The 25,081-nt window shown below is 31.6% G+C and carries 21 protein-coding genes; 16 read left to right on the top strand and 5 right to left on the bottom strand.

The annotated features are described in order from the left end of the window. Positions 1-5: 5 nt before the first annotated feature. Entirely contained in the window at positions 6-1,274 is a 1,269-nt protein-coding gene (locus tag ABD939_RS07100; protein ID WP_345166268.1) for a hypothetical protein, read from the bottom strand. 212 nt (positions 1,275-1,486) lie between these two features. On the opposite strand from ABD939_RS07100, the gene ABD939_RS07095 reads away from it, so the two are divergent. The 7 genes from ABD939_RS07095 to ABD939_RS07065 all read left to right on the top strand — a co-directional run bounded on the left by ABD939_RS07095 (position 1,487) and on the right by ABD939_RS07065 (position 10,724). Further along, positions 1,487-2,533 carry a sensor histidine kinase gene (locus tag ABD939_RS07095; protein ID WP_345166265.1) on the top strand — a complete coding sequence of 349 codons (1,047 nt, stop codon included), beginning with the start codon at positions 1,487-1,489 and terminating at the stop codon, positions 2,531-2,533. Beyond that, positions 2,533-3,243: a LytR/AlgR family response regulator transcription factor gene (locus ABD939_RS07090; protein ID WP_345166262.1), complete on the top strand. Its 711-nt coding sequence runs from the start codon at positions 2,533-2,535 to the stop codon at positions 3,241-3,243. Before ABD939_RS07095 ends, ABD939_RS07090 begins: the two co-directional genes overlap by 1 nt. An 82-nt stretch (positions 3,244-3,325) precedes the next feature. Continuing rightward, a complete protein-coding gene (locus tag ABD939_RS07085; RefSeq protein ID WP_345166259.1) occupies positions 3,326-6,169 on the top strand; it encodes a VPS10 domain-containing protein in 2,844 nt (947 codons plus the stop codon). A 104-nt stretch (positions 6,170-6,273) separates the two neighbouring features. Continuing rightward, a complete protein-coding gene (locus tag ABD939_RS07080) occupies positions 6,274-6,960 on the top strand; it encodes a succinate dehydrogenase cytochrome b subunit (RefSeq protein ID WP_345166256.1) in 687 nt (228 codons plus the stop codon). Between the two features lie 2 nt (positions 6,961-6,962). After that, on the top strand, positions 6,963-8,963 hold the full coding sequence (locus tag ABD939_RS07075; RefSeq protein ID WP_345166253.1) for a fumarate reductase/succinate dehydrogenase flavoprotein subunit: 2,001 nt from the start codon (positions 6,963-6,965) through the stop codon (positions 8,961-8,963). 10 nt (positions 8,964-8,973) lie between these two features. Then, on the top strand, positions 8,974-9,714 hold the full coding sequence (locus tag ABD939_RS07070) for a succinate dehydrogenase/fumarate reductase iron-sulfur subunit (RefSeq protein ID WP_345166250.1): 741 nt from the start codon (positions 8,974-8,976) through the stop codon (positions 9,712-9,714). 83 nt (positions 9,715-9,797) lie between these two features. Beyond that, positions 9,798-10,724: a M28 family peptidase gene (locus ABD939_RS07065; protein WP_345166247.1), complete on the top strand. Its 927-nt coding sequence runs from the start codon at positions 9,798-9,800 to the stop codon at positions 10,722-10,724. Here the strand turns inward: ABD939_RS07065 and ABD939_RS07060 are convergent. Continuing rightward, entirely contained in the window at positions 10,721-14,143 is a 3,423-nt protein-coding gene (locus ABD939_RS07060; protein ID WP_345166245.1) for a hypothetical protein, read from the bottom strand. The genes ABD939_RS07065 and ABD939_RS07060 overlap by 4 nt on opposite strands. A 173-nt stretch (positions 14,144-14,316) precedes the next feature. On the opposite strand from ABD939_RS07060, the gene ABD939_RS07055 reads away from it, so the two are divergent. The 3 genes from ABD939_RS07055 to ABD939_RS07045 all read left to right on the top strand — a co-directional run bounded on the left by ABD939_RS07055 (position 14,317) and on the right by ABD939_RS07045 (position 17,211). Further along, on the top strand, positions 14,317-15,078 hold the full coding sequence (locus ABD939_RS07055) for an exodeoxyribonuclease III (protein ID WP_345166243.1): 762 nt from the start codon (positions 14,317-14,319) through the stop codon (positions 15,076-15,078). Positions 15,079-15,102: 24 nt separating this feature from the next. Continuing rightward, positions 15,103-16,062: an OmpA family protein gene (locus ABD939_RS07050; protein WP_345166240.1), complete on the top strand. Its 960-nt coding sequence runs from the start codon at positions 15,103-15,105 to the stop codon at positions 16,060-16,062. A gap of 117 nt (positions 16,063-16,179) precedes the next feature. Next, positions 16,180-17,211, top strand: a complete 1,032-nt coding sequence (locus tag ABD939_RS07045) for an aldo/keto reductase (protein ID WP_345166239.1) — start codon at positions 16,180-16,182, stop codon at positions 17,209-17,211. Between the two features lie 53 nt (positions 17,212-17,264). On the opposite strand, the gene ABD939_RS07040 is transcribed toward ABD939_RS07045, so the two are convergent. Together ABD939_RS07040 and ABD939_RS07035 are read right to left on the bottom strand one after the other, a co-directional pair. Next, positions 17,265-18,812, bottom strand: coding sequence for an Rne/Rng family ribonuclease (locus ABD939_RS07040; RefSeq protein WP_345166238.1), 1,548 nt, complete (start codon positions 18,810-18,812; stop codon positions 17,265-17,267). 345 nt (positions 18,813-19,157) lie between these two features. Next, positions 19,158-19,448 (bottom strand): HU family DNA-binding protein, encoded by a 291-nt coding sequence (locus tag ABD939_RS07035; protein WP_345166235.1) that lies wholly within the window; start codon positions 19,446-19,448, stop codon positions 19,158-19,160. Positions 19,449-19,589: 141 nt separating this feature from the next. Here ABD939_RS07035 and mutY point away from each other — a divergent pair, with 141 nt between their 5' ends. The 5 genes from mutY to gldD all read left to right on the top strand — a co-directional run bounded on the left by mutY (position 19,590) and on the right by gldD (position 23,893). Further along, positions 19,590-20,630 carry an A/G-specific adenine glycosylase gene (mutY, locus tag ABD939_RS07030; RefSeq protein ID WP_345166230.1) on the top strand — a complete coding sequence of 347 codons (1,041 nt, stop codon included), beginning with the start codon at positions 19,590-19,592 and terminating at the stop codon, positions 20,628-20,630. An 88-nt stretch (positions 20,631-20,718) separates the two neighbouring features. Next, a complete protein-coding gene (locus ABD939_RS07025) occupies positions 20,719-21,165 on the top strand; it encodes a single-stranded DNA-binding protein (RefSeq protein WP_345166228.1) in 447 nt (148 codons plus the stop codon). 53 nt (positions 21,166-21,218) lie between these two features. After that, positions 21,219-22,523 (top strand): gliding motility-associated protein GldE, encoded by a 1,305-nt coding sequence (locus tag ABD939_RS07020; protein WP_345166226.1) that lies wholly within the window; start codon positions 21,219-21,221, stop codon positions 22,521-22,523. 21 nt (positions 22,524-22,544) lie between these two features. Further along, on the top strand, positions 22,545-23,273 hold the full coding sequence (locus ABD939_RS07015) for an FISUMP domain-containing protein (RefSeq protein WP_345166221.1): 729 nt from the start codon (positions 22,545-22,547) through the stop codon (positions 23,271-23,273). 17 nt (positions 23,274-23,290) lie between these two features. Continuing rightward, a complete protein-coding gene (gldD, locus tag ABD939_RS07010) occupies positions 23,291-23,893 on the top strand; it encodes a gliding motility lipoprotein GldD (RefSeq protein WP_345166219.1) in 603 nt (200 codons plus the stop codon). 48 nt (positions 23,894-23,941) lie between these two features. Here gldD and ABD939_RS07005 read toward each other — a convergent pair whose 3' ends face one another. Next, entirely contained in the window at positions 23,942-24,436 is a 495-nt protein-coding gene (locus ABD939_RS07005) for a heavy-metal-associated domain-containing protein (protein ID WP_345166216.1), read from the bottom strand. Positions 24,437-24,600: 164 nt separating this feature from the next. On the opposite strand from ABD939_RS07005, the gene ABD939_RS07000 reads away from it, so the two are divergent. Next, a complete protein-coding gene (locus ABD939_RS07000; protein ID WP_345166213.1) occupies positions 24,601-25,053 on the top strand; it encodes a DUF4199 domain-containing protein in 453 nt (150 codons plus the stop codon). Positions 25,054-25,081: the final 28 nt, after the last annotated feature.

Below are 25,081 nucleotides of genomic sequence, written 5' to 3'. Positions count from 1 at the left end.
ATAATTTATTCTCTTCTATTTGGAGTGGGTTCTTCATCAATCGGTAATAACAATTGGTAATCGTACCCGTAAATAAGATTTCTTAATTTATGGTAGTCTCCAGTGTTTGGTAATTCAATTTCGTTGTTTTCAATAGCGTCTCTAACTGCTTTTAGGTTAATTATAGCAAAAGCATTTTCTTTAGCTAAAGGAATAAAGGTCTGATAGCGTTTATAACTTCTTTTATATTTTTCGAAATTATTTATAATTGTGCCATCTTTATCTTTTGCGTAAGGTTGCCATGAGCCAATGCTAGTTGAAATAGTGCCATTCTTTTTTGCTAAAGATGTAGTTAGCTCGCCAATATCAAAAGCACCATTTGAATAGGTTTTCTTTGCATGAAGGCTTCCAATTTTAGTAAATACTTTTGGGAACTTTTCTGTTTTTGCGACTTCGTTATAATGTTTCATAAAGTTATTACGCATATAACTAATTCTATCTACATGAGAATCATTTCTCCAATTTATATATATGTCCCAACTAATTTTTAAATCTTTTATAATGGCTTGAGCCTTTTTGTTACTAATATCAAAAGCATTAAAATAGTTTTTAACAGCTTCTTCTTCTTCTTTTATTACAGCATATGCACCTTCATTTTCGCCTTTAAGCTCATCAATAAAATGTTTGTACATTATACCTTTTGCTTGGTTTTGGAGATTTACTATGTTATCATAATTAAAACTTCCCTTTGTGGTTTTAGTTAATTCATCCATCAGAAAGAAAGCTGAAAAATAGAATTCTTGATCTATACCCCAAAGCTGCATGTTTCTTGTACGAGCTTCTTTTAAAAATTCTGCATCAGTTATACTTTCAAAAAATGGAATTGGTACAGCAACTTCGCCACCTTGAGCTACGGTATAGGTTGTGTTAAATGTATTTAGGTTTTCAACGGTTTTATTTGCAGGAGTAGTTAAATCAGTAAGTTTTTGTGCGGAATGGGGTCCAACTTCAATTGCAAAATATTTAAAGTTAGAATCGGCAAGTAAAGGAATAAAAGCTTTATTGAATACTGAAGTTTGTTCAGAGCCATGCATTTCTCCATAAACAACAAATTGCGAGTTTTTTGCTATAGTTTCTAAAGTTTTTCTACCTTCTCCAGATATAATATTATTATTAATTGAAAAGTATGACGTGTGAGTTTTTAGGAAATCGCTATCTAAAACTTGTTTTTTGTTTTGTGCATTTGTAGTGATAAAAAGGAATGTCGTAAATAGAAATATTAATGATTTTTTCATAAAAAAAGATTTTTAAAATTAAATTCTAGGTGAAATTATATTTTATGTTTTTCAATTTCTTGAAAACCTGATATACCTAGTTGTAAATTCTACAAACACTGCATTTTGCCTTATTTATACATTTGTCGTTTAGTAATGCGTGTTCATATAAGAAAACAGTGTTTTTATATAATTATACTAGTAAATAGATATAATGATGCTAAATTCGTTTCATGCGATTATCAAAAGAACTTAAATACAACATTATATTTTGTTTGTTGCTCATGTTTATAGGAGGAACTTGGGAATATTCAAACGAACTTATTTTTAACAAAGCCAGAGAAGCTTGGTTTAAACCAGCAGGTATTATATTGTTTACAACTTTTAATATTGCATATTTCTCAGTTTATGCAATAAACTATTTGGTATTTGCTCCACGTTTTTTAAAACCAAACAAAATTATACAATACATAATTTCCTTTTTTTTAATGGTTTTATGTTTTGCAGCAGTTCGCTTTTTTCTTGAAGAAATTTTAATCTTACAGTTATTAGATTTTCATAATTATAACTTAGAAAGACCAGATATTGTTCTTATTTACTTGACAGATAGTGTTTTCTATGCATTTAAACCTTGCTTATTTAGTAGTTTAATGTTTTTGTTTTTTAGGTTTACCCAAAATAAATCTAGGATACATGAACTGGAATTGCAGCATCAAGAAGCTCAAATGTCGATGCTGAAGTCTCAAATAAGTCCGCACTTTTTATTCAACACATTAAATGGATTCTATTCCGATCTTTATGATAAGCAACCAGAAACTGCCGAAGATATTTTAAAGCTCTCTAACTTGTTAAGGTATGTAACCTATGTTGCTAAAGAAAACTACATGCCTTTAACTAAAGAAATCAATTTCATTAAAGATTATCTGTATTTTTACAAAAGAAGGTATGAAGATGAATTTTATGTAACCCTATCTGTAGAAGGACATATAAGTGATGAAAATGTGCCTTCTTTGATGCTTATTCACTTTGTAGAAAATTTGTGTAAACATGGCATTCTTAACGATTCTAAAAAGCCAGCCACAATAAAAATATCTGTTAATGATAAACATTTAGAAATTGAAACCAAAAATGAAGTGAATCCTTCAGAAAACTATATGGATAAAGGTATTGGTGCAAAAAACATTAAAAGAAGGCTAGAGTTACTATTTAAAAAAGACTACACCCTAATTTCTGAAAACAGAAATAGTACTTACGTAGCTTATTTAAAAATACCATTGTAATGCAAGAGCTTAATTGTATTATTATTGATGATGAACCTGCTGCTGTAAGATTACTTGAGCGATATGTTTCGGATGTAGCTTTTTTAAAACTACAAGGGGCCTTTACTAAGCCGCTAGAAGCACTTGCTTTTTTGGATACTAATCAGGTAGACTTGGTTTTTCTTGATGTTCAAATGCCACAAATTACAGGTATTCAGCTTTCAAAAATTATAAAACCAGATACTCAAATTATCTTCACGACAGCGTATTCAGAATTTGCTCTAGACAGCTACGAAGTCGCTGCTGTTGATTATTTATTGAAGCCATTTGCTTTTGAGCGTTTTTATAAAGCAGCACTTAAAGCACAAATAAAATTTTCGCCAGATGTTAATAAACAAGATGATAACGAAGATTATATTTTTATTAAAACTGATGGTAAGCATAATTTTAATCGCGTTTTTATAAACGATATACTATTTATTGAAGGCTTAAAAAATTACGTTTCTGTAGAATTAAGAGAAGAACAAATAATTACTTACAATACGCTTAAGTATTTATCTGACAGACTTCCTGAAACACTTTTTATACAAATTCATAAATCATATATAGTGGCTTTGTCTCATATTAATAAAATTGATAATGATTCTGTTTGGGTTGGTATAAAACAGCTTCCCATAGGTAATACTTATCGTAAAAACTTTTTTGAAGTGATTAATAAAAGGCAATTATAATTTTTTTGTTTAAAATACAGATGCAATTAATCTTTGGTTTTGAAAAAAGCAGTAATTTAATGCCACTAAAACTCTAACCAATATGTTATTTTCAAGATTTATTATTCTCATAATTTTACTAAGTACGTTTATTAATAATGCCCAACAATTAGCAACTTCTTCAGAATTAGTTCAAAAAGCACTTCAGAACAAAGAAGAGCTCCAAAAAACATCATTAGTTAAAAAAGTTCCATTTGAAAATATTGGTCCAACAATTATGAGTGGGCGCGTGGTTGATTTGGAGGTTAACCCAGAAAAACCTTCCGAGTTTTATGTAGGTTATGCATCTGGTGGCGTTTGGCATACAACAAATAATGGAACTACATTTTTGCCAATTCTTGACTCATCAAATACGCAAAATGTTGGTGATATTGCTGTACATTGGCCAACAAAAACTATATATGTTGGTACAGGCGAAAATAATGCATCACGGTCTTCTTATGCAGGAATTGGTATTTTAAAATCTACTGATAATGGCAAATCATGGAGAAATATGGGGCTTTTAGATGCTCATCATTTTGCGACAATATTAATTCACCCAAAAAATCCAGATGTTGTTGTGGTTGGCGTAACGGGGCATTTATATTCTTCCAATGATGAACGCGGAGTTTATAAAACCACAGATGGAGGAGAATCATGGAAACAAACATTGTTTATTGATGATAATAGTGGGATTATAGACTTACAACGAAGCCCAAAAAACTATAATATTATGTTTGCTACCTCTTGGACCAAGGATAGAAAAGCATGGAACTTTGAGGGTAGCGGAGAAAACTCAGCAATTTATAAAAGTGTTGACGCTGGAGAATCATGGACAAAAATATCTACGAAAACAAGTGGTTTTCCAACAGGAGAAGGTGTTGGTAGAATTGGTATTGCTGTTTTTAATGACAATGTAGTTTATGTAGTACATGATAACCAATTTAGACGACCGCAAAAGAAAAAAACAAAAGAGAAAAGTAAATTGGTTAAAGCTGATTTTAAAACCATGTCTAATTCAGAGTTTTTAAATCTAGAAGATAAAAGCTTAAATGCATTTTTAAAAACAAATGGATTTCAGGAAAAATATAGAGCGGAAAACGTGAAGCAGATGGTGCGCTCTGGAAATGTAAAACCAATTGATTTGGCAAAATATCTTGAGGATGCAAATTCTATGTTATTTGACACTCCAGTAATTGGGGCTGAAGTTTACAAAAGTATTGATGGCGGAAAGAATTGGAAGAAAACACATGATGATTATTTAGATGGTATTTATTTTAGTTACGGATATTATTTTGGACACATACATGTATCTCCTGTTAACGAAAATGATATTTATATTTATGGTGTGCCAATAGTAAAATCTAAAGATGGAGGTAAAACATTTAAATCTATTAATGCTGAAAATGTTCACGCAGACCACCATGCACTTTGGATAAACCCTAAAGACCCAAACCATTTGGTAAATGGTAATGATGGTGGTGTAAATATTACCTATGACGATGGTGAGAATTGGATTAAAAATAATGCGCCTGCTGTAGGTCAGTTTTATGCCGTAAATGTAGACAACGAAAAACCCTATAATGTTTATGGTGGTTTGCAAGATAATGGTGTTTGGAAAGGTTCAAATAATGCTCGTGAAAATAAAAGTTGGCATCAGCGGGGACAATATCCTTGGAAATCGATTATGGGAGGCGATGGGATGCAAATTCAAATTGATAATCGTAATTCAAATGTAGTTTATACAGGATTTCAATTTGGGAATTATTATAGATTAAATCTAGAAAATGGAAGGCGAAAATATATTCAACCTAAACATGAATTAGGCGAAAATCCGTATCGTTTTAATTGGCAAACTCCTATTTTATTATCACCACACAATCAAGATATTTTGTATTTAGGTGGTAATAAATTAATGCGTTCTATGAATCAAGGGGACAATTGGGAGGCTATTAGTGATGATTTAACTAAAGGTGGAAAAAAAGGTAATGTGGCTTATGGTACTTTGGCAACAATTAGCGAGAGCCCACTGCAATTTGGTTTAATTTACACAGGTAGTGATGATGGTTTAGTTCAAGTAACAAAAAATGGAGGAAGTAGCTGGACAAACATTACGGGAGGATTACCACAAGATTTATGGGTAAGTAGAGTAATTGCTTCTAAACATAAAAAAGAACGCGTATATGTAACATTAAACGGTTATAGATGGGATGATTTTAATGTTTATGTTTACTTAAGTGAGGATTATGGAAACACATGGAAGTCCATTAACTCTAATATTTCATTGTCTCCAGTAAACGTCATTAAAGAAGATCCAGAAAATGAAAATTTACTTTATTTAGGAACGGATAATGGTGCCTATGTTTCATTTAATAGAGGTAAAACTTGGGAGGTTTTTAATGAAGGTTTACCAAATGTTGCTATTCACGATTTAGTCATTCAAACAGAAGCTAAAGATTTAATTTTAGGAACCCACGGGAGAAGTATTTATAAAACCAATATTGAAGCACTTCAAAAAATGAATACTTCAAAAATGGATAAATCACTTTTACTTTTTGATGTGCCATCTGTAAAATTTTCAAACCAATGGGGTAATCCGAGAAATACTTGGAGTTCAACTATAGAGCCTTCTGTGGTTTTTAATTTTTACAGTAGTTCAGAAAAAAACGTGAATTTGAATATTTTTTCTGAAGGTGGAAAAGAATTAAAATCAATAGCTTTTAATGCCGATAAAGGATTTAATTACACAAAATATAATTTAGAAATATCAGAATCAGTTTTAAAACATTTACAGAAAGAAAAAGAAGGTTTAGAAATTGAAAAAGCTAAAAACGGGAAATACTACTTACCAGTTGGTAAATACACTGTTAAACTGGGGTCAGAATCTTCAGGTTTTCAAGTAAAATAGGTTAATTAAAAACCATTCTAAATAACAAAAACATGACAATAGTTAGTTGTCTAAAATTCAATACTAACGTACCTTTGTTAAACTAATAAATTAACTACAAAATAATGGGCGGATTTTTTAAATCTTCAATAGGAAGAAAGGTAGCTATGGCGCTTTCTGCTTTTTTCCTTATGTTTTTCTTATTACAACATTTAGCAATTAATAGTTTATCAGTTTTTAGTCCAGAAATGTTTAATGAAGTTTCTCATTTTATGGGAACTAATCCTGTCGTTCAATTTGCATTACAACCCGTTTTAATTTTCGCTGTTGTTTTTCATTTTGTAATGGGTTTTATTTTAGAATTAAAAAACAGAAGAGCTGTTGGAGTTACTTATGCAAAGAATAATGGAAGCGCAAATTCATCATGGGCTAGTAGGAATATGATTTACAGCGGTTTAGTTGTTCTTGCTTTTTTTGTGTTACACTTTATAGATTTCTGGATTCCAGAATTAAACGTAAAATATATCCAAGGCGATATGTCTGGTTTGCTAGAAGGCACACAAGAGTTTAGATATTTTGAAGAACTACAACATAAGTTTCACAGTCACATAAGAACCATTGCTTACGTAATTTCTTTTGTTCTTTTAGGCTTGCATTTGGCACATGGTTTTACATCTGCTTTTCAATCAATGGGAGGTACAGCAGGCAGAAAGACAGCACTGAAAAATATAGGAAAAGCCTATTCGATTCTAATTCCCTTAGGATTTATATTTGTGGCGCTTTATCATCATTTTAAATACGTATTATCATAGTTATGAAAACGTTAAACTCAAAAGTACCAGAAGGTCCATTAGCGGATAAGTGGACTAATCATAAAAATAAGATCAACCTAGTAAATCCTGCAAATAAGCGTCTTATTGACATTATTATAGTTGGCACAGGTTTAGCAGGAGGTTCTGCTGCTGCAACTTTAGCAGAATTGGGATATAACGTAAAATCTTTCTGTTTTCAAGATTCTCCAAGACGAGCGCATTCCATTGCAGCTCAAGGTGGAATTAACGCAGCTAAGAATTACCAAGGTGATGGAGATTCAACATATAGATTATTTTACGACACAGTAAAAGGTGGTGATTATCGTTCTCGAGAATCAAACGTACATCGTTTGGCCGAGGTTTCAACTAATATTATTGACCAATGTGTGGCACAAGGTGTTCCTTTTGCCCGTGATTATGGAGGTCTTTTAGATAATCGTTCGTTTGGGGGTGTATTGGTTTCTAGAACATTTTATGCTAAAGGACAAACAGGGCAGCAATTATTATTAGGTGCTTATTCTGCAATGAACCGTCAAATAGGTCGTGGTAAGATAAAAATGTACAGTCGCCATGAAATGTTAGATGTGGTTATTGTGGATGGAAAAGCTAGAGGTATTATAGCCCGTAATTTGGTTACAGGAGAAATTGAGCGTCATTCTGCTCATGCGGTTGTATTAGGAACAGGAGGTTATGGCAATGCATTTTACCTATCCACTTACGCCATGGGAAGTAATGTTACAGCAGCTTGGAAAGCTCATAAACGTGGTGCTTTTTTTGCAAACCCATGCTACACTCAAATTCACCCAACATGTATTCCAGTTTCTGGAGATCATCAGTCTAAATTAACATTGATGTCTGAGTCTTTAAGAAATGACGGACGTATATGGGTTCCAAAAAACATGGATGATGTTTTGGCGATTCGAGAAGGGAAATTAAAACCGACTGATATTTCTGAAGAAAATAGAGACTATTACTTAGAACGTAGATATCCAGCTTTTGGAAATTTAGTACCAAGAGACGTTGCTTCCAGAGCAGCTAAAGAGCGTTGCGATGCAGGTTACGGTGTTAATAAAACAGGTGAAGCTGTTTATTTAGATTTTGCGGCAGCCATAGAGCGTTACGGTAAAGAGCAAGCACACGTTAAAGGTCTTAATGAAGATGACAAAGCACTTGTTACTAAATTAGGAAAAGAGATAGTAAAGGCTAAGTATGGTAACCTATTTCAGATGTACGAGAAAATTGTAGATCAAAACCCATACGAAACACCAATGATGATTTATCCAGCAGTGCATTACACAATGGGTGGTATTTGGGTAGATTACAACTTGATGACAACAGTTCCTGGTTTATATGCAATTGGTGAAGCAAACTTCTCTGATCATGGTGCTAATAGACTTGGTGCTTCTGCACTTATGCAAGGTTTAGCTGATGGTTATTTTGTGTTGCCTTACACTATTGGCGATTATTTAGCAGATGATATTAGAACTGGTCCAATATCAACAGATACTAAAGAATTTGAAGATGCTGAAAGTCTTGTAAAAGCAAATCTTGAAAAATTAGTCAATAATAACGGAACACATTCTGTAGATTATTTCCACAAGAAATTAGGAAAAATAATGTGGAATAAATGTGGAATGGCTAGAAATGCAAAAGATTTAAAATCAGCCATTTCAGAAATTGCTGAATTAAGAGCAGAGTTCTACAAAGATGTTAAAGTTCCAGGTACTGCAAATGAGTATAATGAAGAATTGGCAAAAGCAGGTCGTGTTGCAGACTTCTTAGAGTTAGGAGAGCTATTTGCTAAAGATGCACTGCAAAGAGAAGAATCAGCAGGAGGGCATTTTAGAGAGGAGTACCAAACACCAGAAGGCGAAGCTATGCGAAGAAAAGAGTTTCAATATGTGTCAGCTTGGGAATACAAAGGAGAACCTAAAGATGCTGTGTTACATAAAGAAGACTTAGTTTACGAAAATATAGAAGTTAAGGAAAGAAGTTATAAATAAGAGAATAGCTATGAAATTAACATTGAAAATATGGCGTCAAAAAAGCGCCAACGATAAAGGAAAAATTGTTGACTATAAGTTGGACGATGTATCACCAGATATGTCCTTCTTAGAAATGCTTGATGTTTTAAATCAAGATTTGATAGATAAGAATGAAGAGCCTATAGCTTTCGATCATGACTGTCGTGAAGGTATTTGTGGTATGTGCTCTATGTACATAAATGGTCGTGCACATGGTCCAGATAGAGCAATAACGGTTTGTCAATTACATATGAGGAGCTTTAATGATGGAGATACTATTTATATCGAGCCTTGGCGTGCAACTGCATTTCCTGTAATTAAAGACTTAATCGTAGATAGAAGTGCTTTTGACCGTATACAACAAGCAGGAGGGTTTATTTCTGTAAATACATCAGGAAATACTCAAGACGCAAATGCTATACCTATTGCTAAAGAATCAGCAGATACTGCCATGGACGCAGCAACATGTATTGGTTGTGGAGCTTGTGTGGCGACTTGTAAAAATTCCAGTGCTATGTTATTTGTAGGTGCTAAAGTATCACAATATGCATTATTACCTCAAGGACAAGTAGAAGCAGCAGACCGTGTTAAAAACATGGTAGCTCAAATGGATTTAGAAGGTTTTGGTAATTGTACAAATACAGGTGCTTGCGAAGTAGAATGCCCTAAAGGAATTTCATTGGATACTATTGCAAGAATGAATCGAGAATTATTGAAAGCCAGTATATAAAATAGTTATCATTTTCATAAAATTATAATCCCATACTTTTCGTGTGGGATTTTTTGTTTAGATTTAAGAACTAATTTCGATAAATGAATTTTAAATCTATTTCTTTCTCTTTTTTCCTTTTATTTCTTATTTCTTTTTTTGGTGTTAATGCACAAAATATTGAGGTTAACAATGTTTGTTTATTCAATGAAACGAATCTTTTAAAGAACTTAAAAACATTATCTTCAGATTTTTACGAAGGAAGACGAACTGGTACTGTGGGTGCTAAACGTGCAAAAAAGTATATCATAAATCAGTTTTATAAGTTAGGTGTGTTAAAAAAGGGTAAAAGCTACGAGCAACCTTTTAGGTTTTACCATCGTGGGCAATATTATGATGGTGTAAATGTCTTGGGTTTTATAAAAGGAACATCTTTATCAAAAAAACATATAGTTATTAGTGCGCATTATGACCATGAAGGTATAAAGCAAGGAGAAATTTATAATGGGGCAGATGATAACGCTTCTGGTGTATCTGCACTATTTGCCTTTGCAGAATATTATAAAAAATACCCACCAAAACATTCTATTATTTTAGCAGCTTTTGATGCTGAAGAATTAGGGCTTCGAGGCTCTAAATATTTCGTAAACAACACTAGCTTAAATTTAAAAACTATAAGTCTTAATGTTAATTTAGATATGATAAGTAGAAGCGATAAAAATCAATTATATGTTGCTGGGACGGCATATAATAAGTCGCTTAAATATGTTTTGTCAAATTCTAAAAAATCAAAAAAAATTTCTGTTTTACCCGGACATGATGGTTACGATGGCTTAGATAATTGGACTTACGCATCAGACCATGCTAACTTTCATAAGAAAGAGATTCCGTTTTTATATTTTGGAGTTGAGGACCACAAAGATTATCATGAGCCAACAGATGATTTCGAAAACATTAATCCAAAATTTTACGTAGAAGCAGTAAAATCTATCATATTAATTTTAAATAAAATTGATAATTCTAACTTTTAAAAATAAGCTTTTAGTTGGATAGAACCCGTGTGTATGGTTCTACTTGTTTCTGTTTTTCTTCCAAAATAGCTTAAATTTAAGTCTAAGAAATTAGTTAGTTTTTTTTGAGCTAATAAACTCCAAGTAAAGTTTTTTCCTGGTTGTAAACCTTCTAACATTTGGTATGCTACAGGCGTATTTGCATTTCCTGTAAACGTATTTGAAAAAAAATTAAACTCTCCATTTATAGCTCCTTTTTCTTGATTTGTTAGGGTGAAAGAGGCACCGTATTTTTGTTGATTTAGAGATTCTAAATTACCAATAGTATTGTCTTTACTCGCATATTGATAAAACACATCAAAACGAGAATTATCATTAAACAAATAAGATACTTTTGGATTTAATCGGGTTTCATCAAAATTAAAATTTCTACTTGTAAAATTTTCACTAATACTTTCATTGTTATCAAAAGCTGAAAGGAGATTAATAAGCCAGTTTTCAGCAATTTTATGATTAAAGTTTATTTGATGACTTTGCAAACTATTTTCAATAAATCCAATTGATAAGGTGTTTCTAGATGTGTTGGATAAATACGTATAAGAGGTTGTATAGTTTTGTTTACCACGATTAAAAAACAAGACATTTCTAAAATTTAATTGTAACCCTAATTGGTTTTCAGAACTACTTTCAAAAGGATTTAGGTTAAAACTATTATCCTCTCGCCTTATTTTTCTATCAATTAAATATGTGGTTTGGTTGTAAAAGTGTGACCAGAATTTCTGTGATTTTTTTTCGCTCACAGACCATTGAGATGGATTTAAAGTTAACGTTTGGCTTAACCTATTTTGATGCGTTTTAACAAAAACTCGATTAGGTAATAGTACTCTAATATATTTACCTTCATCTTGAAATTGTGCAATTTCAAACTCTTCGAGTTCTTGAATCCCATTTTCGTTGTAATCATTCCAAGTGTAAGTACCTTGGCCTGCTTCTACTTCAACATAGGTGAAATCCTGTTGTGGTAGTGTACCCGAGTTAGTTTCAAAAATAGTATTCCAAAGTATAATTTGTTTAAACAGTTTTTGGTTGTATTGTATTCTGGAATTTATAGAACGCTCATCATCAACCGTATCGTCTTCATTGTCAAGTGTTCTATAATTAGCATAAATAGATAAATTGGTATTTTTATTTTGAACCAGTTTAGCATTTAAATAAAAGGTGTTTGAAGTATTTACTTTTTGTAATTCGTTATTTCTAATACTATCATTTACTCTGTTTTTATAACCTATTTCAGCAAATATTTTGGTGCTATCTCCAACTCCCAAAAACAGTTCGTAAGATTTAAATTTCTGACTTAAAGGTGTTAATTCTTGAGTGGCTATTTCTCTTTGTTCATTGTCCTCAATAGCTATTTTTGTTCCTAACCAACTATTTTTCATGCCATAGGCAACAGTGTTATGCGATCTTATAAAAGTTGAATTATTTACTGTAGAGTTAGCATTTAAAAAACTAGAATTTGAGATGATACTTAAATTATTGAATTGAAGATTTGCCCTCGTAACATGCCTATTTCCATTAAAACCATCAGAAAAATTTAGATGTTCAAATCGATAATTAATAACCCCTTTTTTAGGATGAAAAATTTGAAATCCTGAATTTAAAAGTAATTGGTTTCCAAGGTTGTTCCCAATGCCGTTTAAGTTATTCAAATCCAGATTCCAATCACGATTAAATTCTGGGTTATATAAGCCTTCAATGTTTCTATAGTCATCACTAATATAATCGCTATCAAAAACAGCATTAATATTCCAAAGACTATCATTTTTAACAATAAGTTGTTTGATATTTAATTTACCGGCAAAACCATTATTATCATCATCATTTAAATTAGAAAATAAGTTTAAATCATTTTTACTGGCAGCAGCCTCAAAATTAATATTTGTTTTCTCAGAAGGTTTATAAGTTCCATTTATAACAGCAAGTTGAAGTTTAGTTGGTGCAACAAGCTGCACAACTGGAGCATATTCACCTTGGTTTAAACCGGCAAACTCATATATATTGTTAATGGCATTGATGTTACTTAAATTATAATCTCCTTGATTTGGTCCAACTCTTGTAAAGGTGACTCTAAATAATTCATCATCTGGATTATTTGAAAAAACAAAAGCCTCAATGCCGCCAATAAGTTCTTTTCTGTATAAAATTCTGTTTTCGTTTAAAGATTCTTGAACTTCTGATGGAGCCACCATTTGCGCTCTGTCATCTCCAGCATTGGCTAAAATTGCAACTTGTTCTTCTGATAGATTTTGTTGTAAAGGTTGATTTTTAGCATCATTCTCAGAGTATATTGAAACTCCAATATTTAGCTTATCACTTTCAATACGTGTCCCCCCATAAGCAACTAATCTAGAATAATTTCGTTCACTAAATTGATAATCTACAGTAATACGCATTTCTGAAGTTATAGGATACGTGGAATTAAAAATGATTTCTCCCGCATTATAATCAATTATATAATCTTGGTCTTCTCCTCGTTTTACTGCAACACCGTTAACATAAACTGTTTCACTACCAGAAACGATTAAAACAAATAACTCGCCGTTTGGTCCTTGTAATTTATAAGGGCCTTGGTTGCCTTCTTGAGCAATAAACTGGCTTGTGGTAAACTGCCCACGAACCAAAGCTCCAGCAGCAAATAAATTAGTTTTAGTGCTTTCTTCACCTAAGTTTACATTAACTAACAACCCTTGTACGCGTTTAGAGAATTGAGCAAAATAGGAGTGGTTATTTTGTAAATCGATATCTCCGGCACGAATATTCCATTTGTCGCTGAATAGCTCAATAAAAACTTGGTCGAACTCATCTAATCGTTGTGAATAGCCACTTTCTTGCAGCGGAATATTAGCATCTTGAATGGATGCTCTCAAAGAAACTTTATCATTCAGTTTTCCAGTAATTTGAAGGTCTAATTCACTGTTTAAAACTGAGTTTTGATTATTGCCAATAGTTACACCACGCGAAATACTTCCTGATGTTGTTAAGCCATCAAAAGGGATAAAGTTTTTTTTGTCATTAGCTTGAGATAATTGATATAGTTTTTGAATATTATCTGTATTCTTAACTATAATATTATCATCTAATTGCTTGTAAGTTTTGGTTAGAAAGTCTGGAAATTTTAAATAATTTATTATTACAGAATCTGTTTCAATAGGCTTCTTAAACGTTAAAAGAGCTTTACCAAAATCAACCTTGTAAAAAGTAGAATCAATAGTAATATTATTCTTTTTTTTAATTGAAAACCAACTTGAGTTAATACTCACACTATCTATAAGAATGGTATCGTTTACAGCAACTTTTATAGTTTTGTAGTTAGATGTTTGGTTTTGCGAAAACCCACAAAAACCAATAAAGAAAAGCGTAAAAGTAATAATATACTTCATCAGGTAATTAAACTACAAAAAGCTTAAAATATTTTGTTAATACTTTTCGTTAAAAGAGGTTTAAAATAATAGTGTAAAAGTAACGCATTATTTATTTTAGCTAAAATGAATATAGTTTTTTAAAAAACTTATAATCTCTAGACAGATAAGATCTTATAATTATAAAAAGAAGCATGAAAATTATATCCTATAATGTAAATGGTATCCGAGCAGCTCTAAACAAAGGGTTTATAGATTGGCTAAAAGCAGCAAATCCAGATGTGGTTTGTTTGCAAGAAATTAAGGCAATGAAAGAGCAACTAGATTTAAGTTTGTTTGAGGAAGCAGGCTATAACTATAATTACTGGTTTAGTGCGCAAAAAAAGGGATATAGTGGTGTTGCTGTTTTAAGTAAAATTGAACCTAATCATGTGGAATATGGCACAGGTATTGAATCGATGGATTTTGAAGGACGTAATATCCGAGTGGATTTTGATGGTTTTTCCGTTATGAGTTTGTATTTGCCCTCAGGTACAAATGATGCCCGTTTAAATCATAAATTGGAATATATGGATATGTTTCAGGAGTATATAAATAACTTAAAAAAGGATATTCCAAATCTTATTATTTGTGGAGATTATAATATATGTCACGAAGAAATTGATATTCACAATCCAAAAATGAAAGGTGTCTCTGGGTTTTTACCTATTGAAAGAGAATGGATAGGGCGTTTTATAGACAATGGTTTTATAGATTCATTTAGATATTTAAACCCTGAAAAACAACAATATAGCTGGTGGAGTTATCGTGCTAATTCTAGAGCAAATAACAAAGGTTGGCGATTAGATTATGCAATGGTTTCAGAACCTTTACAAGAAAACATAAAAAGAGCCGTTATACTCTCGGACGCTGTACATAGCGATCACTGTCCAATACTAGTAGAAATAAATAAATAGAACTTGAATATAAATAAACCTAACATGATTAAAAACATTTCATTTTTATTAATAACATTGGTTTTAATAACCTCTTGTGTGTCCCCAAAAGTGTATAAAGAATTAGAGGATAAATATGCTAATTTAAAACAAGAAAACAGAAAACTCTCTGATGAAAACGATGTATTGTCTAAAGCCAAAACGGCAGCACAGAACGAATTAAAACAATTGAAATCTGCATACGAAGAAGCTGTTTTAGAGCGTGATAAGTTACAGGCCGACTATAATGCAACCAAATCAAATTATGATAATTTAAAAGCATCTTATGATGCCTTAGAGAAAAACAGTTCTGCTGCTATAGCTGCTAATTCTCAAAAAAATAGAGAATTATTAGCGCAATTAGAAGCAAAAGAACAAGCTTTAGCTACAGAAAACGCAAGACTAGAAAAACTTAAAAAAGAATTAGAAGATCGTTCTAACCGCGTAGCAGAATTAGAAAGTGTTATCGCTTCAAAAGATGCTGCAATGACAGCATTAAAAAATGCAATTTCAAGAGCCTTAACAGATTTTGAAGGTAAAGGATTAACTGTAGAACAACGTGATGGTAAAGTATATGTATCTATGGAGAATAAGTTATTATTCGGTTCGGGTAGTTGGGCAGTAGGAAATGAGGGAAGAAGAGCTGTGCAGCAGCTAGGAAATGTATTAGGAGATAATCCAGACATTGCAGTTTTAATAGAGGGTCATACAGATAATGTGCCATATAAAGGTAATGGAACTTTAACAAGTAACTGGGATTTGTCTACAAAACGAGCCACTTCCATTGTAAATATTTTAAGAGAAAATGCGAATATAAATGCTGAGAATTTAACAGCTGCAGGACGAGGAGAATTTGCACCAGTTGCTACTAATGATACTCCGGAAGGTAAAGCTAAAAACAGACGTATTGAGGTTATTTTAACACCAAAATTAGATGAACTTTCTAAACTCTTAAACGAAAATTAAATATCAAAAATACCCTAAAATTCACCTATCGTTTTATTTGATAGTGTAATCATAAAAACCTTTTAGAGAATTATTCTTTAAAAGGTTTTTATCTTTTAAATTTGTTCAAAAAATTACATGAAATATACAACCTTACCAAATACCGATATAAAAGTTAGTAAAATATGTTTAGGCTCAATGACTTGGGGAAACCAAAATACCGAAGCCGAAGGACACCAGCAAATGGATTATGCATTTGATAAAGGTGTTAACTTTATTGATACTGCAGAGTTATATCCAGTACCAGCAACAGCTGAAACTAGTGGAAGAACCAGTGAAATTATTGGAACATGGTTAAAGAAATCTGGTAATAGAGATAAAGTTGTTATAGCGTCTAAAATTGCTGGAGGTGGCGATTATACAGCACATATCAGAACCACTGGGTTTAGACCAAGTGCAATTAAAGAAGCTATCGATTTAGAGCTAAAAAGACTTCAAACCGATTATATAGATTTATACCAACTGCATTGGCCAGAACGTGATACTAATCGATTTGGCGTTAGAAATTTTAAACTAGACAATGAGTGGAAAGATAATTTTAATGAAATTCTTCACAGTTTAGATCTTGAAATAAAAGCAGGAAGAATTAGAAACATTGGTATTTCTAATGAAAACTCCTGGGGAACTATGCGTTATTTAGAAGAATCAAAACACCATAATTTACCAAGAGTAGCAACTATACAAAATGCTTATTCAATGTTAACCAGAACTTTTGAAACCGATTTAGCAGAAGTATCTTTAAGAGAAAATGTTGGTTTACTAGCATATTCGCCAATGGCATTTGGTGTGCTATCTGGAAAATATATAAAAGGTACAGCAGAGGATAATGCACGTCTTAAATTGTTTCCACGATTTGCGAGATATAGTGGTGATAAAGCTACTGAAGCTGCAAATAAATATTTAAAAATTGCTAAAGATAACAACATGAGTTTAGCACAAATGAGTTTAGCTTTTGTTAGTCAGCGCCCCTTTGTTACTAGCACAATCATTGGGGCTACTAAGTTAGAACAGCTGAAAGAAAATATTGCTAGTATTGATATTTTTTTAACTGATGAAGTTTTAAAACAGATTGATGCAGTACATCAGGTCATTCCTAATCCTGCGCCTTAATTGTATTATAAAACAAAAACCCGCTAACTTTAAAAAAGTAGCGGGTTTTTTAATTATTTAATTTGATTACCATCTTTATCAAAAAAATGATATTCTAAGTATGTGTAAGCATCTCTTGGTAAAATTTTTACCCATTTTTTATGTTCTAAAAACCATTTAGAACGAACAGATGGAATACCTTTAGTTAAAAAGGCAGCTATAAAAGGATGTGTGTTTAAAGTCATCTTTTTGTAGTCTTTTTTTAATAGTCTCTCTAAGTCTTGTGTTATTTTTTGCACCAAACCTATTGGTGCTTCAATTTCAGAACCATTGATAATAGCGTCTGGATTTTCCTCGCGCGTTTTAATCTCCATTTCTGGTCTAACACGTTGTCTTGTAATTTGTATCAATCCAAATTTACTTGGCGGCAATATTTTATGTTTTGCTCTATCATCTTTCATTTCATCACGAAGATGATTAAAGAGCTTTTGCCTATTGGCAGCATTGGTCATGTCTATAAAATCTACTACAATAATACCGCCCATATCACGCAAGCGTAATTGACGAGCCATTTCTGTAGCTGCGATTAAGTTAACTTCTAATGCTGTATCCTCTTGGTTATTGGCTTTGTTAGATCTGTTGCCACTGTTTACATCTATAACATGCAATGCTTCGGTATGTTCAATTACCAAATAGGCACCTTTAGCCATAGAAACAGTTTTTCCAAATGAGGTTTTTATTTGTCTTTCAATTCCAAATTTTTCAAAAATTGGATTTTTAGACTGATACAATTTAACTATTGATTCTTTTTCTGGCGCAATTTCTTGCACGTAATCTTTAATTTGATAATAAAGCGTTTCATCGTCTACTGTAATTCCAGTAAAGGTATCATTAAATATGTCTCGTAAAATTGACGAGGCTTTATTCATTTCTCCTAAAACTTTGGTAGGATGATGCGCTCTGTGTAGCTTTTTACACATTGCCGTCCAACGACTAAGCAAATTTTGTAAATCTTTATCTAGTTCAGCTACTTTTTTGCCTTGTGCTACAGTACGAACAATAATACCAAACCCTTGAGGTGTGATACTTTTAACCAACCGTTTTAATCGGTCTTTTTCTTCACGATCTTCTATTTTTTGAGAAATAGAAATACGACTAGAAAAAGGAACTAAAACTATATATCTTCCGGCAATAGAAAGCTCAGAGCTAATTCTAGGCCCTTTGGTTGATATAGGTTCTTTTACTATTTGTACTAATAGCGACTGATTTGATTTTAAGACATCGGCAATTTTGCCGTTTTTATCAATGTCTTTTTCAAATGGGAAATTTTTTAAAGAAAAATCTTTTAGTTTACCTGTGCTTACACGTTTTGTGAATTTTAAAAGAGAAGGAAGTTTTGGCCCTAAATCATGATAATGCAAAAATGCATCTTTTTCATATCCTACATTAACAAATGCAGCATTTAGTCCAGGAACAGCTTTTCGTATTTTGGCTATAAACACATCACCAACCGAAAAGTTATTACCATCTTCGTCTTTCTGTAATTCAATAAGTTTTCCATCTTTTAATAAGGCAAAATCAACTTCTTCGGAACTAGATCTAATGATCAATTCTTTATCCATTTAGTTAATTTTAATTCCATTACATTGTTAAGTGTAACAGATGGATTATACATTATTTGTCTATAAATAATTTATTAATAGACTTCACAGGATTTTTAAATCCGTGGAGTTCAAAAAGCACTTGTTTAAGTGTGAAATTTTAGTGAACTCATTTCAAAGAACGTTTACTTTTTAAAATCAAAAAAAGTAGCTAGTCTAACTACTTTTTCGATTTATTTTTTCTTTTTGTGACGGTTAGCGCGTCTACGTTTTTTACGCTTATGCGTCGCTACCTTATGTCTTTTACGTTTTTTACCACTTGGCATAAATAGTGTCTTTTTTTAATTAATAATTCTTTTTATGTTTTTATTTAACGTCTACATTCGTTTTTACACCTTCAACAAATACTTTTGCAGGTTTAAATGCAGGGATATTATGAGCTGGAATTTTTATAGTCGTATTTTTAGAAATATTTCTACCGGTTTTTTCAGCTCTAGTTTTAATAATGAAGCTTCCAAAACCTCTTAAGTATACATTATCTCCACTTTCTAAAGAAGTTTTTACTTCTTCCATAAATGTTTCAACAGTTGCTTGAACATCTCCTTTTTCAATTCCTAATTTATCAGAAATTTTTGCTACTAAATCAGCCTTCGTCATTTTTAATATTTTATTTTTTTGTTACTATATAATTATAAAAGGGATGCAAATATATGCATTTAATATTCAATATTTCAAACCTAATTCACTAAAATTTAATATAATAAACGTTTATTTTTGTTTCCTCGATTAAATGAATTGATGATATTTTCAAAAACCTTAATACACTGGTATTCAAATAATAAGCGAAATCTTCCGTGGCGAGAAACCCAAGAGCCTTATTGTATTTGGTTGTCTGAAATTATTTTGCAACAAACTCAGGTAAAACAAGGCTTACCATATTACCAAGCTTTTGTTGGCAAATTTCCAACGGTTTTTGATCTAGCTAAAGCAGATGAAAGTGACGTGCTAAAACTCTGGCAAGGTTTAGGGTATTACTCTAGAGCTAGAAATTTACATGCATCAGCTAAGTATGTTGCTTCAGAGCTTAAAGGAACGTTTCCTGACAATTATAAAGACCTTTTAAAGTTAAAAGGTGTTGGTGACTATACAGCAAGTGCTATAGCATCTATTTGTTTTAATGAAGTAGCGGCTGTTGTTGATGGTAACGTATACAGAGTTTTATCGCGTTATTTTGGTGTATGTACTCCCATAAACTCTACAAAAGGGCCGAAAGAGTTTAAAGCTCTAGCGCAAGAATTAATTGATAAAGATAATCCGGCTGAATTTAATCAAGCCATTATGGAGTTTGGTGCTACTCAATGCAAGCCCAAAAACCCATATTGTCATATATGTCCGTTAAACAATAGTTGTATTGCTTTCAATAAAAATAAAATTCACGAATTACCAGTTAAAATCAAATCTGCAAAAGCAAAAAAGAAGTATTTCAATTTTTTAGTATTTGTCTCTGAAGATGGTAAAACAATTTTAGAAAAGCGGGAGGGAAAAGGAATTTGGCAAAACTTATATCAGTTTCCTTTAATTGAAACGAAAAATGAATTGAAAATAGAATCTTTTGAAAAAGCAGTAGAGAATCACAAATTGTTGAATGATATGCCTTTTGAATATTCTTTATATAATAAGGAGTTGTTAGTACACAAATTATCTCACCAACATTTATATACTAAGTTTTGGATTATCAATACAAAACAACTTCCCATTGAAGGTGTGCCAGTATCTAAAGCACAAGAATTTGCGGTGCCCATTTTAATAGGAAATTTTATTGAAGAATTTAATTTCTAATAGTTTGGTATTAACAATCATATTTTTTTATTAATTTTAAAGAAATGAAGAGCAATTATTTATTTTTGCCTTCTTAAAAAAACACATTATGTCAGGCACATTAAATAAAGTAATGCTTATTGGGAATTTAGGAGATGATGTTAAAATGCATTATTTTGAGGGAGGTGGCTGTGTTGGGCGTTTTCCTATTGCTACCAGCGAAACTTATGTAAGCAAACAAACTAACGAGCGTATTACCAATACCGAGTGGCATAATATTGTAGTTAGAAATAAAGGTGCTGAAATTTGTGAGAAGTATTTAAGTAAAGGCGACAAAGTATATATTGAAGGTAGATTGAAAACCAGAAAGTGGACGGATGATAAAGGCAATGATAGGTATTCAACAGAGATTCAATGTAACGATTTTACTTTTTTGTCAACTAAAAATGAAAGTGAAAATAATGCAGCTATAAGTCAAGGCGCTCAAAAACCAGCAGAGAATAAAAAAGTTGCCCCCGAACCTGTTAAAGATGATAACGATGATCTCCCATTTTAATGTTATTCTAGATTTTAAATCGAGAATACTATGTTTAACTAAAACCATAGTACTTGGATCCTGACCCTTCCAGTTTTAAAACCTTTTTATTGGCAATTGATTTTTCATTTGCTTTTGGTTACTTACTGCTTTTTTTTCTCTTAATATGTTCGGCACTTATTTCTGGTGCAGAGGTAGCTCTTTTCTCGTTGTCTAAAACCGATATAGAAGAGGGTTTAGAAGATCAACCAAGACCTATTCAAATATTATCAAAGTTGTTAGAGCGTCCTAAAAAGTTATTGGCCACTATTTTAGTTGCAAATAATTTTATAAATATAGCCATAGTAATTTTGTTTGCCTATTTGGGTACAGATTTATTTGAAAGTATTACCAACCCAATACTTCAGTTTGCTATTGAAGTTATAATTGTTACTTTTTTAATTTTACTTTTTGGAGAAATACTACCTAAAATTTATGCCAGTAGGAACAACTTGAAATTTGCTAGTTTTATGGCTTACCCATTACGTGTTTTAGATGTTGTTTTGTCGCCAATTAGTTTGCCAATGCGAAGTGTAACTTTGGCAATTCATAATAAATTAGGTAGGCAAAAATCTAATTTAAGTGTCGATCAACTATCCCAAGCTTTGGAGCTTACAAGCGAGGAAGATACTACAAAAGAAGAACATAAAATTTTACAAGGAATTGTATCGTTTGGCAATACGGATACCAAACAAGTAATGCGCCCAAGAATTGATATTTTCGCCTTAAATGTAGATCAAAAATATTCAGAAATTATATCAGAAATTGTATCTAATGGCTACTCCAGGATTCCTGTTTATGAAGATAATATAGATAAGGTAAAAGGGATTCTTTATGTTAAAGATTTATTACCGTACATAGATAGAAAGCAATTCAATTGGGTGAAGCTAATACGTGAACCTTTCTTTGTACCTGAAAATAAAAAGCTAGACGATTTAATGGCAGAATTCCAAGAAAAGAAAGTGCATTTAGCTGTTGTAGTTGATGAGTACGGAGGAACTTCTGGTTTAATTTCTTTAGAAGATATTATTGAAGAAATTGTAGGCGATATTAGTGATGAGTTTGATGATGAAGATTTAACGTATTCTAAATTAGATGAAAATAATTATGTTTTTGAAGGTAAAACAGCTTTAAAAGATTTTTATAAAATTATTAAACTAGAAGATGGTGCAATTTTTGAAGAAAACAAAGGTGAAGCAGAAACTATAGCAGGTTTCGTTTTAGAAATTTCAGGAAGCTTCCCTAAGTTAAATAGCAAAATAAATTTCGAAAATTACGTTTTTACTATTGAGGCAATGGATAAAAAAAGGATTAAGTTGATAAAATTCACCATATTGTAATTTATAATTCGAAATTCTAAAATGAAGCAAGTTAAATATTCTGCATTATTATTTTTATTAGTCTTTTTTTCTTGCTCAAACAATGATGATGAGAATGGTACAAAAAATGTAGACCAAACTGTTGCTGATATTGATGGAAATATATATAGCACCATAACCATTGGACATCAAGTTTGGATGCTTGAAAATTTAAAAACCACCAAGTTAAACGATGGCACTCCAATAACCGAGTGGGCTTTTGGTATGGATTGGGGCAGTTTAAATGACCAAAAGCCATTATATCAATGGGCTGAAACATCAGATTTAAATGGTGTTTATACGAACGAATTACCTTTTGATTTTTACGGAGCCATGTATAATCACTTTGCTATTGAAAGTGGTAAATTAGCTCCTAAGGGATGGCGCATACCTTCTGAACAAGATTTTATTGAGTTAGAAAATTATTTAAGTAATAGTGGTAATTCTGGAGAAGAAGCTACAGCTTTAAAATCAACTATTGGTTGGTTAGACTCTTCCAGTAGTGGTACAAATATTGTTAATTTTAATGCTTTACCAAATGGATACGTTGCTGCCGGAGGCACAGCCACTGCATCAGAAATAATTTCTAGTTTAGGAACATCTAATGTTAGTAATGGCGAAATTAATTCATCTTTAACAAGAAGATGGGTGCAACTCTTTAATGAGCCAACTATTATGTATTCAGACAATTCTATTTTACTTGGTGTAGGTATAAGATGTATTAAAGAATAATGTAAAACTTGATAATTTTGAAAACTAACCTGTCATACTACTTTAAAAGCTTTTTATTCTTATATGCTTTTTTGTTTTTCTCATGTGGAGATGAAGACTATGTGCCGAAGCCAAAGGCAGAATTAAGATTAGATTATCCTAAAGCTATTTATACTAGCATAAATTTAGAATTACCTTTTGCCTTTGAAAAAAACCTACTTGCAACCAATGTACAGGCAAAAAACTTAAAAGCGCCTACAGAAAGCTACGGAGTTAATTTAGAGTATCCACTATTAAATGGGACTATTTTTTTAACTTATAAAGCTATAGGTAGTGATGAAAAGAATTTGAAAGATTTTTTAAGAGATGCTCAAAAATTTACATTAGAACATACTAAGAAAGCTGATGAAATTCCAGCTTATCCTTATGAAAATAGTGAGCGAAAAGTTTATGGAGTGCTATCTGAAGTAAAAGGAGATGTAGCTTCGCCAGCACAGTTTTATGTAACAGATAGTGTTAATCATTTTTTAACAGGTTCAGTGTATTTCAAAGCAAAACCTAATTACGATTCTATTTTACCAGCAGCAAACTATCTTCAAAAAGATATTATCCATATTATGGAAACTTTAAAATGGAAATAAAAAAAGCCTTTCAAAACTGAAAGGCTATATAATTTTTTATAATTTAAATTAAGCTTCTTTTTCTTTGCTGCAACATGCCATTTTACAATCTGCGGCACAAGCTTTTTTTTCAGCTTCGGTTTTATTTGCACAACATGCTTTGTTACAATCTGCAGCACATGCTTTTTTAGTTGTAAAAGAGTCTACAGTTTTCATGTTAGAAACAGAGTATATATCTGCTACTTTGGTAACTGTTTCTGTTAGTAGAGTAGGCGTTACTTTTGCCTCATCATACTCTACCATAGCTAATTTTTTATCAAAATTTACTTTAGCAGATTTTACACCTTCCATTTTAGAAATCTTTTTTTGAATAGTTGCAGCACATCCAATTTCGCAAGTCATTCCATCAATTGTAAATTCTGCTTTCGCATAAGTAGCGTTTGGGTCTAATTCTTTTACTGCTTCTGCTTCAACAGTCTTAACTTCAGGTTTAACTTCGTTTTTGCAACTGAAAATAACAGTAGCAATTAATAATAAACTTAGGATATTTTTTATGATTTTCATTTTGAAATGTTTTACAGTTTTATACTAACAAAATTACAAAATATAACTGTTAACAGTAGTTTCATAAATAAGTTTTATGGTTTTTTTGTTAAAAAATTGGAAGTTATTAAGTATTTTAATGGAGCAAATAAGATTAAAACTATAACTAAATTAATTCAATTATCATGAAAAATATAACAATGGCAATACGATTTGGACTTGTTACAAGCGCCGTATTAATCGCTTACTTTTTACTTTTAGCTTTGTTTAATTTACATACAAATCCAGTATTTAGTTTTTTTAATGCAGTAATTACCGCTTTTGGCATTTACGAAGTTATTCGCATTTATAAATTAAGATACGCAGACACGTTTTCATATGCAGATGGTTTTAAAACTGGTATGATTACAGGTAGTATTGCCACGGTAGTTTTTACCTTATTTTTCTTGGTCTATTCTACAGAACTAAACGCAGCTTTTCTTCCAGAATTACTAAATTCTATGAATGGGGGTTTTAATATTAATGCTGGCTTAATAACCTTTATTGTTGCTATTATGGGTTTTGCAACAACAATAGTCTCTACATTAACAGTGATGCAACTTTTTAAAATAAGCAGAAATATGCCTCAAAATAAATAAAACGTTTGTAGATTAATTAATTAGGAGT

Source organism: Algibacter aquimarinus (assembly GCF_039543265.1).
Lineage (GTDB): Bacteria > Bacteroidota > Bacteroidia > Flavobacteriales > Flavobacteriaceae > Algibacter_B > Algibacter_B aquimarinus.
This window is presented reverse-complemented; position numbering and strand designations above follow the sequence as displayed.

What these genes read in the sequence shown, in the direction of transcription:
- ABD939_RS07100 (WP_345166268.1), bottom strand. Translation starts at nt 1,274, where the DNA reads ATGAAAAAATCATTAATATTTCTATTTACGACATTCCTTTTTATCACT.
- ABD939_RS07080 (WP_345166256.1), top strand. Translation starts at nt 6,274, where the DNA reads ATGGGCGGATTTTTTAAATCTTCAATAGGAAGAAAGGTAGCTATGGCG.
- ABD939_RS07070 (WP_345166250.1), top strand. Translation starts at nt 8,974, where the DNA reads ATGAAATTAACATTGAAAATATGGCGTCAAAAAAGCGCCAACGATAAA.
- ABD939_RS07050 (WP_345166240.1), top strand. Translation starts at nt 15,103, where the DNA reads ATGATTAAAAACATTTCATTTTTATTAATAACATTGGTTTTAATAACC.
- ABD939_RS07095 (WP_345166265.1), top strand. Translation starts at nt 1,487, where the DNA reads ATGCGATTATCAAAAGAACTTAAATACAACATTATATTTTGTTTGTTG.
- ABD939_RS07060 (WP_345166245.1), bottom strand. Translation starts at nt 14,143, where the DNA reads ATGAAGTATATTATTACTTTTACGCTTTTCTTTATTGGTTTTTGTGGG.
- ABD939_RS07055 (WP_345166243.1), top strand. Translation starts at nt 14,317, where the DNA reads ATGAAAATTATATCCTATAATGTAAATGGTATCCGAGCAGCTCTAAAC.
- ABD939_RS07015 (WP_345166221.1), top strand. Translation starts at nt 22,545, where the DNA reads ATGAAGCAAGTTAAATATTCTGCATTATTATTTTTATTAGTCTTTTTT.
- ABD939_RS07040 (WP_345166238.1), bottom strand. Translation starts at nt 18,812, where the DNA reads ATGGATAAAGAATTGATCATTAGATCTAGTTCCGAAGAAGTTGATTTT.
- ABD939_RS07025 (WP_345166228.1), top strand. Translation starts at nt 20,719, where the DNA reads ATGTCAGGCACATTAAATAAAGTAATGCTTATTGGGAATTTAGGAGAT.
- ABD939_RS07045 (WP_345166239.1), top strand. Translation starts at nt 16,180, where the DNA reads ATGAAATATACAACCTTACCAAATACCGATATAAAAGTTAGTAAAATA.
- ABD939_RS07085 (WP_345166259.1), top strand. Translation starts at nt 3,326, where the DNA reads ATGTTATTTTCAAGATTTATTATTCTCATAATTTTACTAAGTACGTTT.
- ABD939_RS07000 (WP_345166213.1), top strand. Translation starts at nt 24,601, where the DNA reads ATGAAAAATATAACAATGGCAATACGATTTGGACTTGTTACAAGCGCC.
- mutY (WP_345166230.1), top strand. Translation starts at nt 19,590, where the DNA reads ATGATATTTTCAAAAACCTTAATACACTGGTATTCAAATAATAAGCGA.
- ABD939_RS07035 (WP_345166235.1), bottom strand. Translation starts at nt 19,448, where the DNA reads ATGACGAAGGCTGATTTAGTAGCAAAAATTTCTGATAAATTAGGAATT.
- ABD939_RS07005 (WP_345166216.1), bottom strand. Translation starts at nt 24,436, where the DNA reads ATGAAAATCATAAAAAATATCCTAAGTTTATTATTAATTGCTACTGTT.
- ABD939_RS07065 (WP_345166247.1), top strand. Translation starts at nt 9,798, where the DNA reads ATGAATTTTAAATCTATTTCTTTCTCTTTTTTCCTTTTATTTCTTATT.
- ABD939_RS07075 (WP_345166253.1), top strand. Translation starts at nt 6,963, where the DNA reads ATGAAAACGTTAAACTCAAAAGTACCAGAAGGTCCATTAGCGGATAAG.
- ABD939_RS07090 (WP_345166262.1), top strand. Translation starts at nt 2,533, where the DNA reads ATGCAAGAGCTTAATTGTATTATTATTGATGATGAACCTGCTGCTGTA.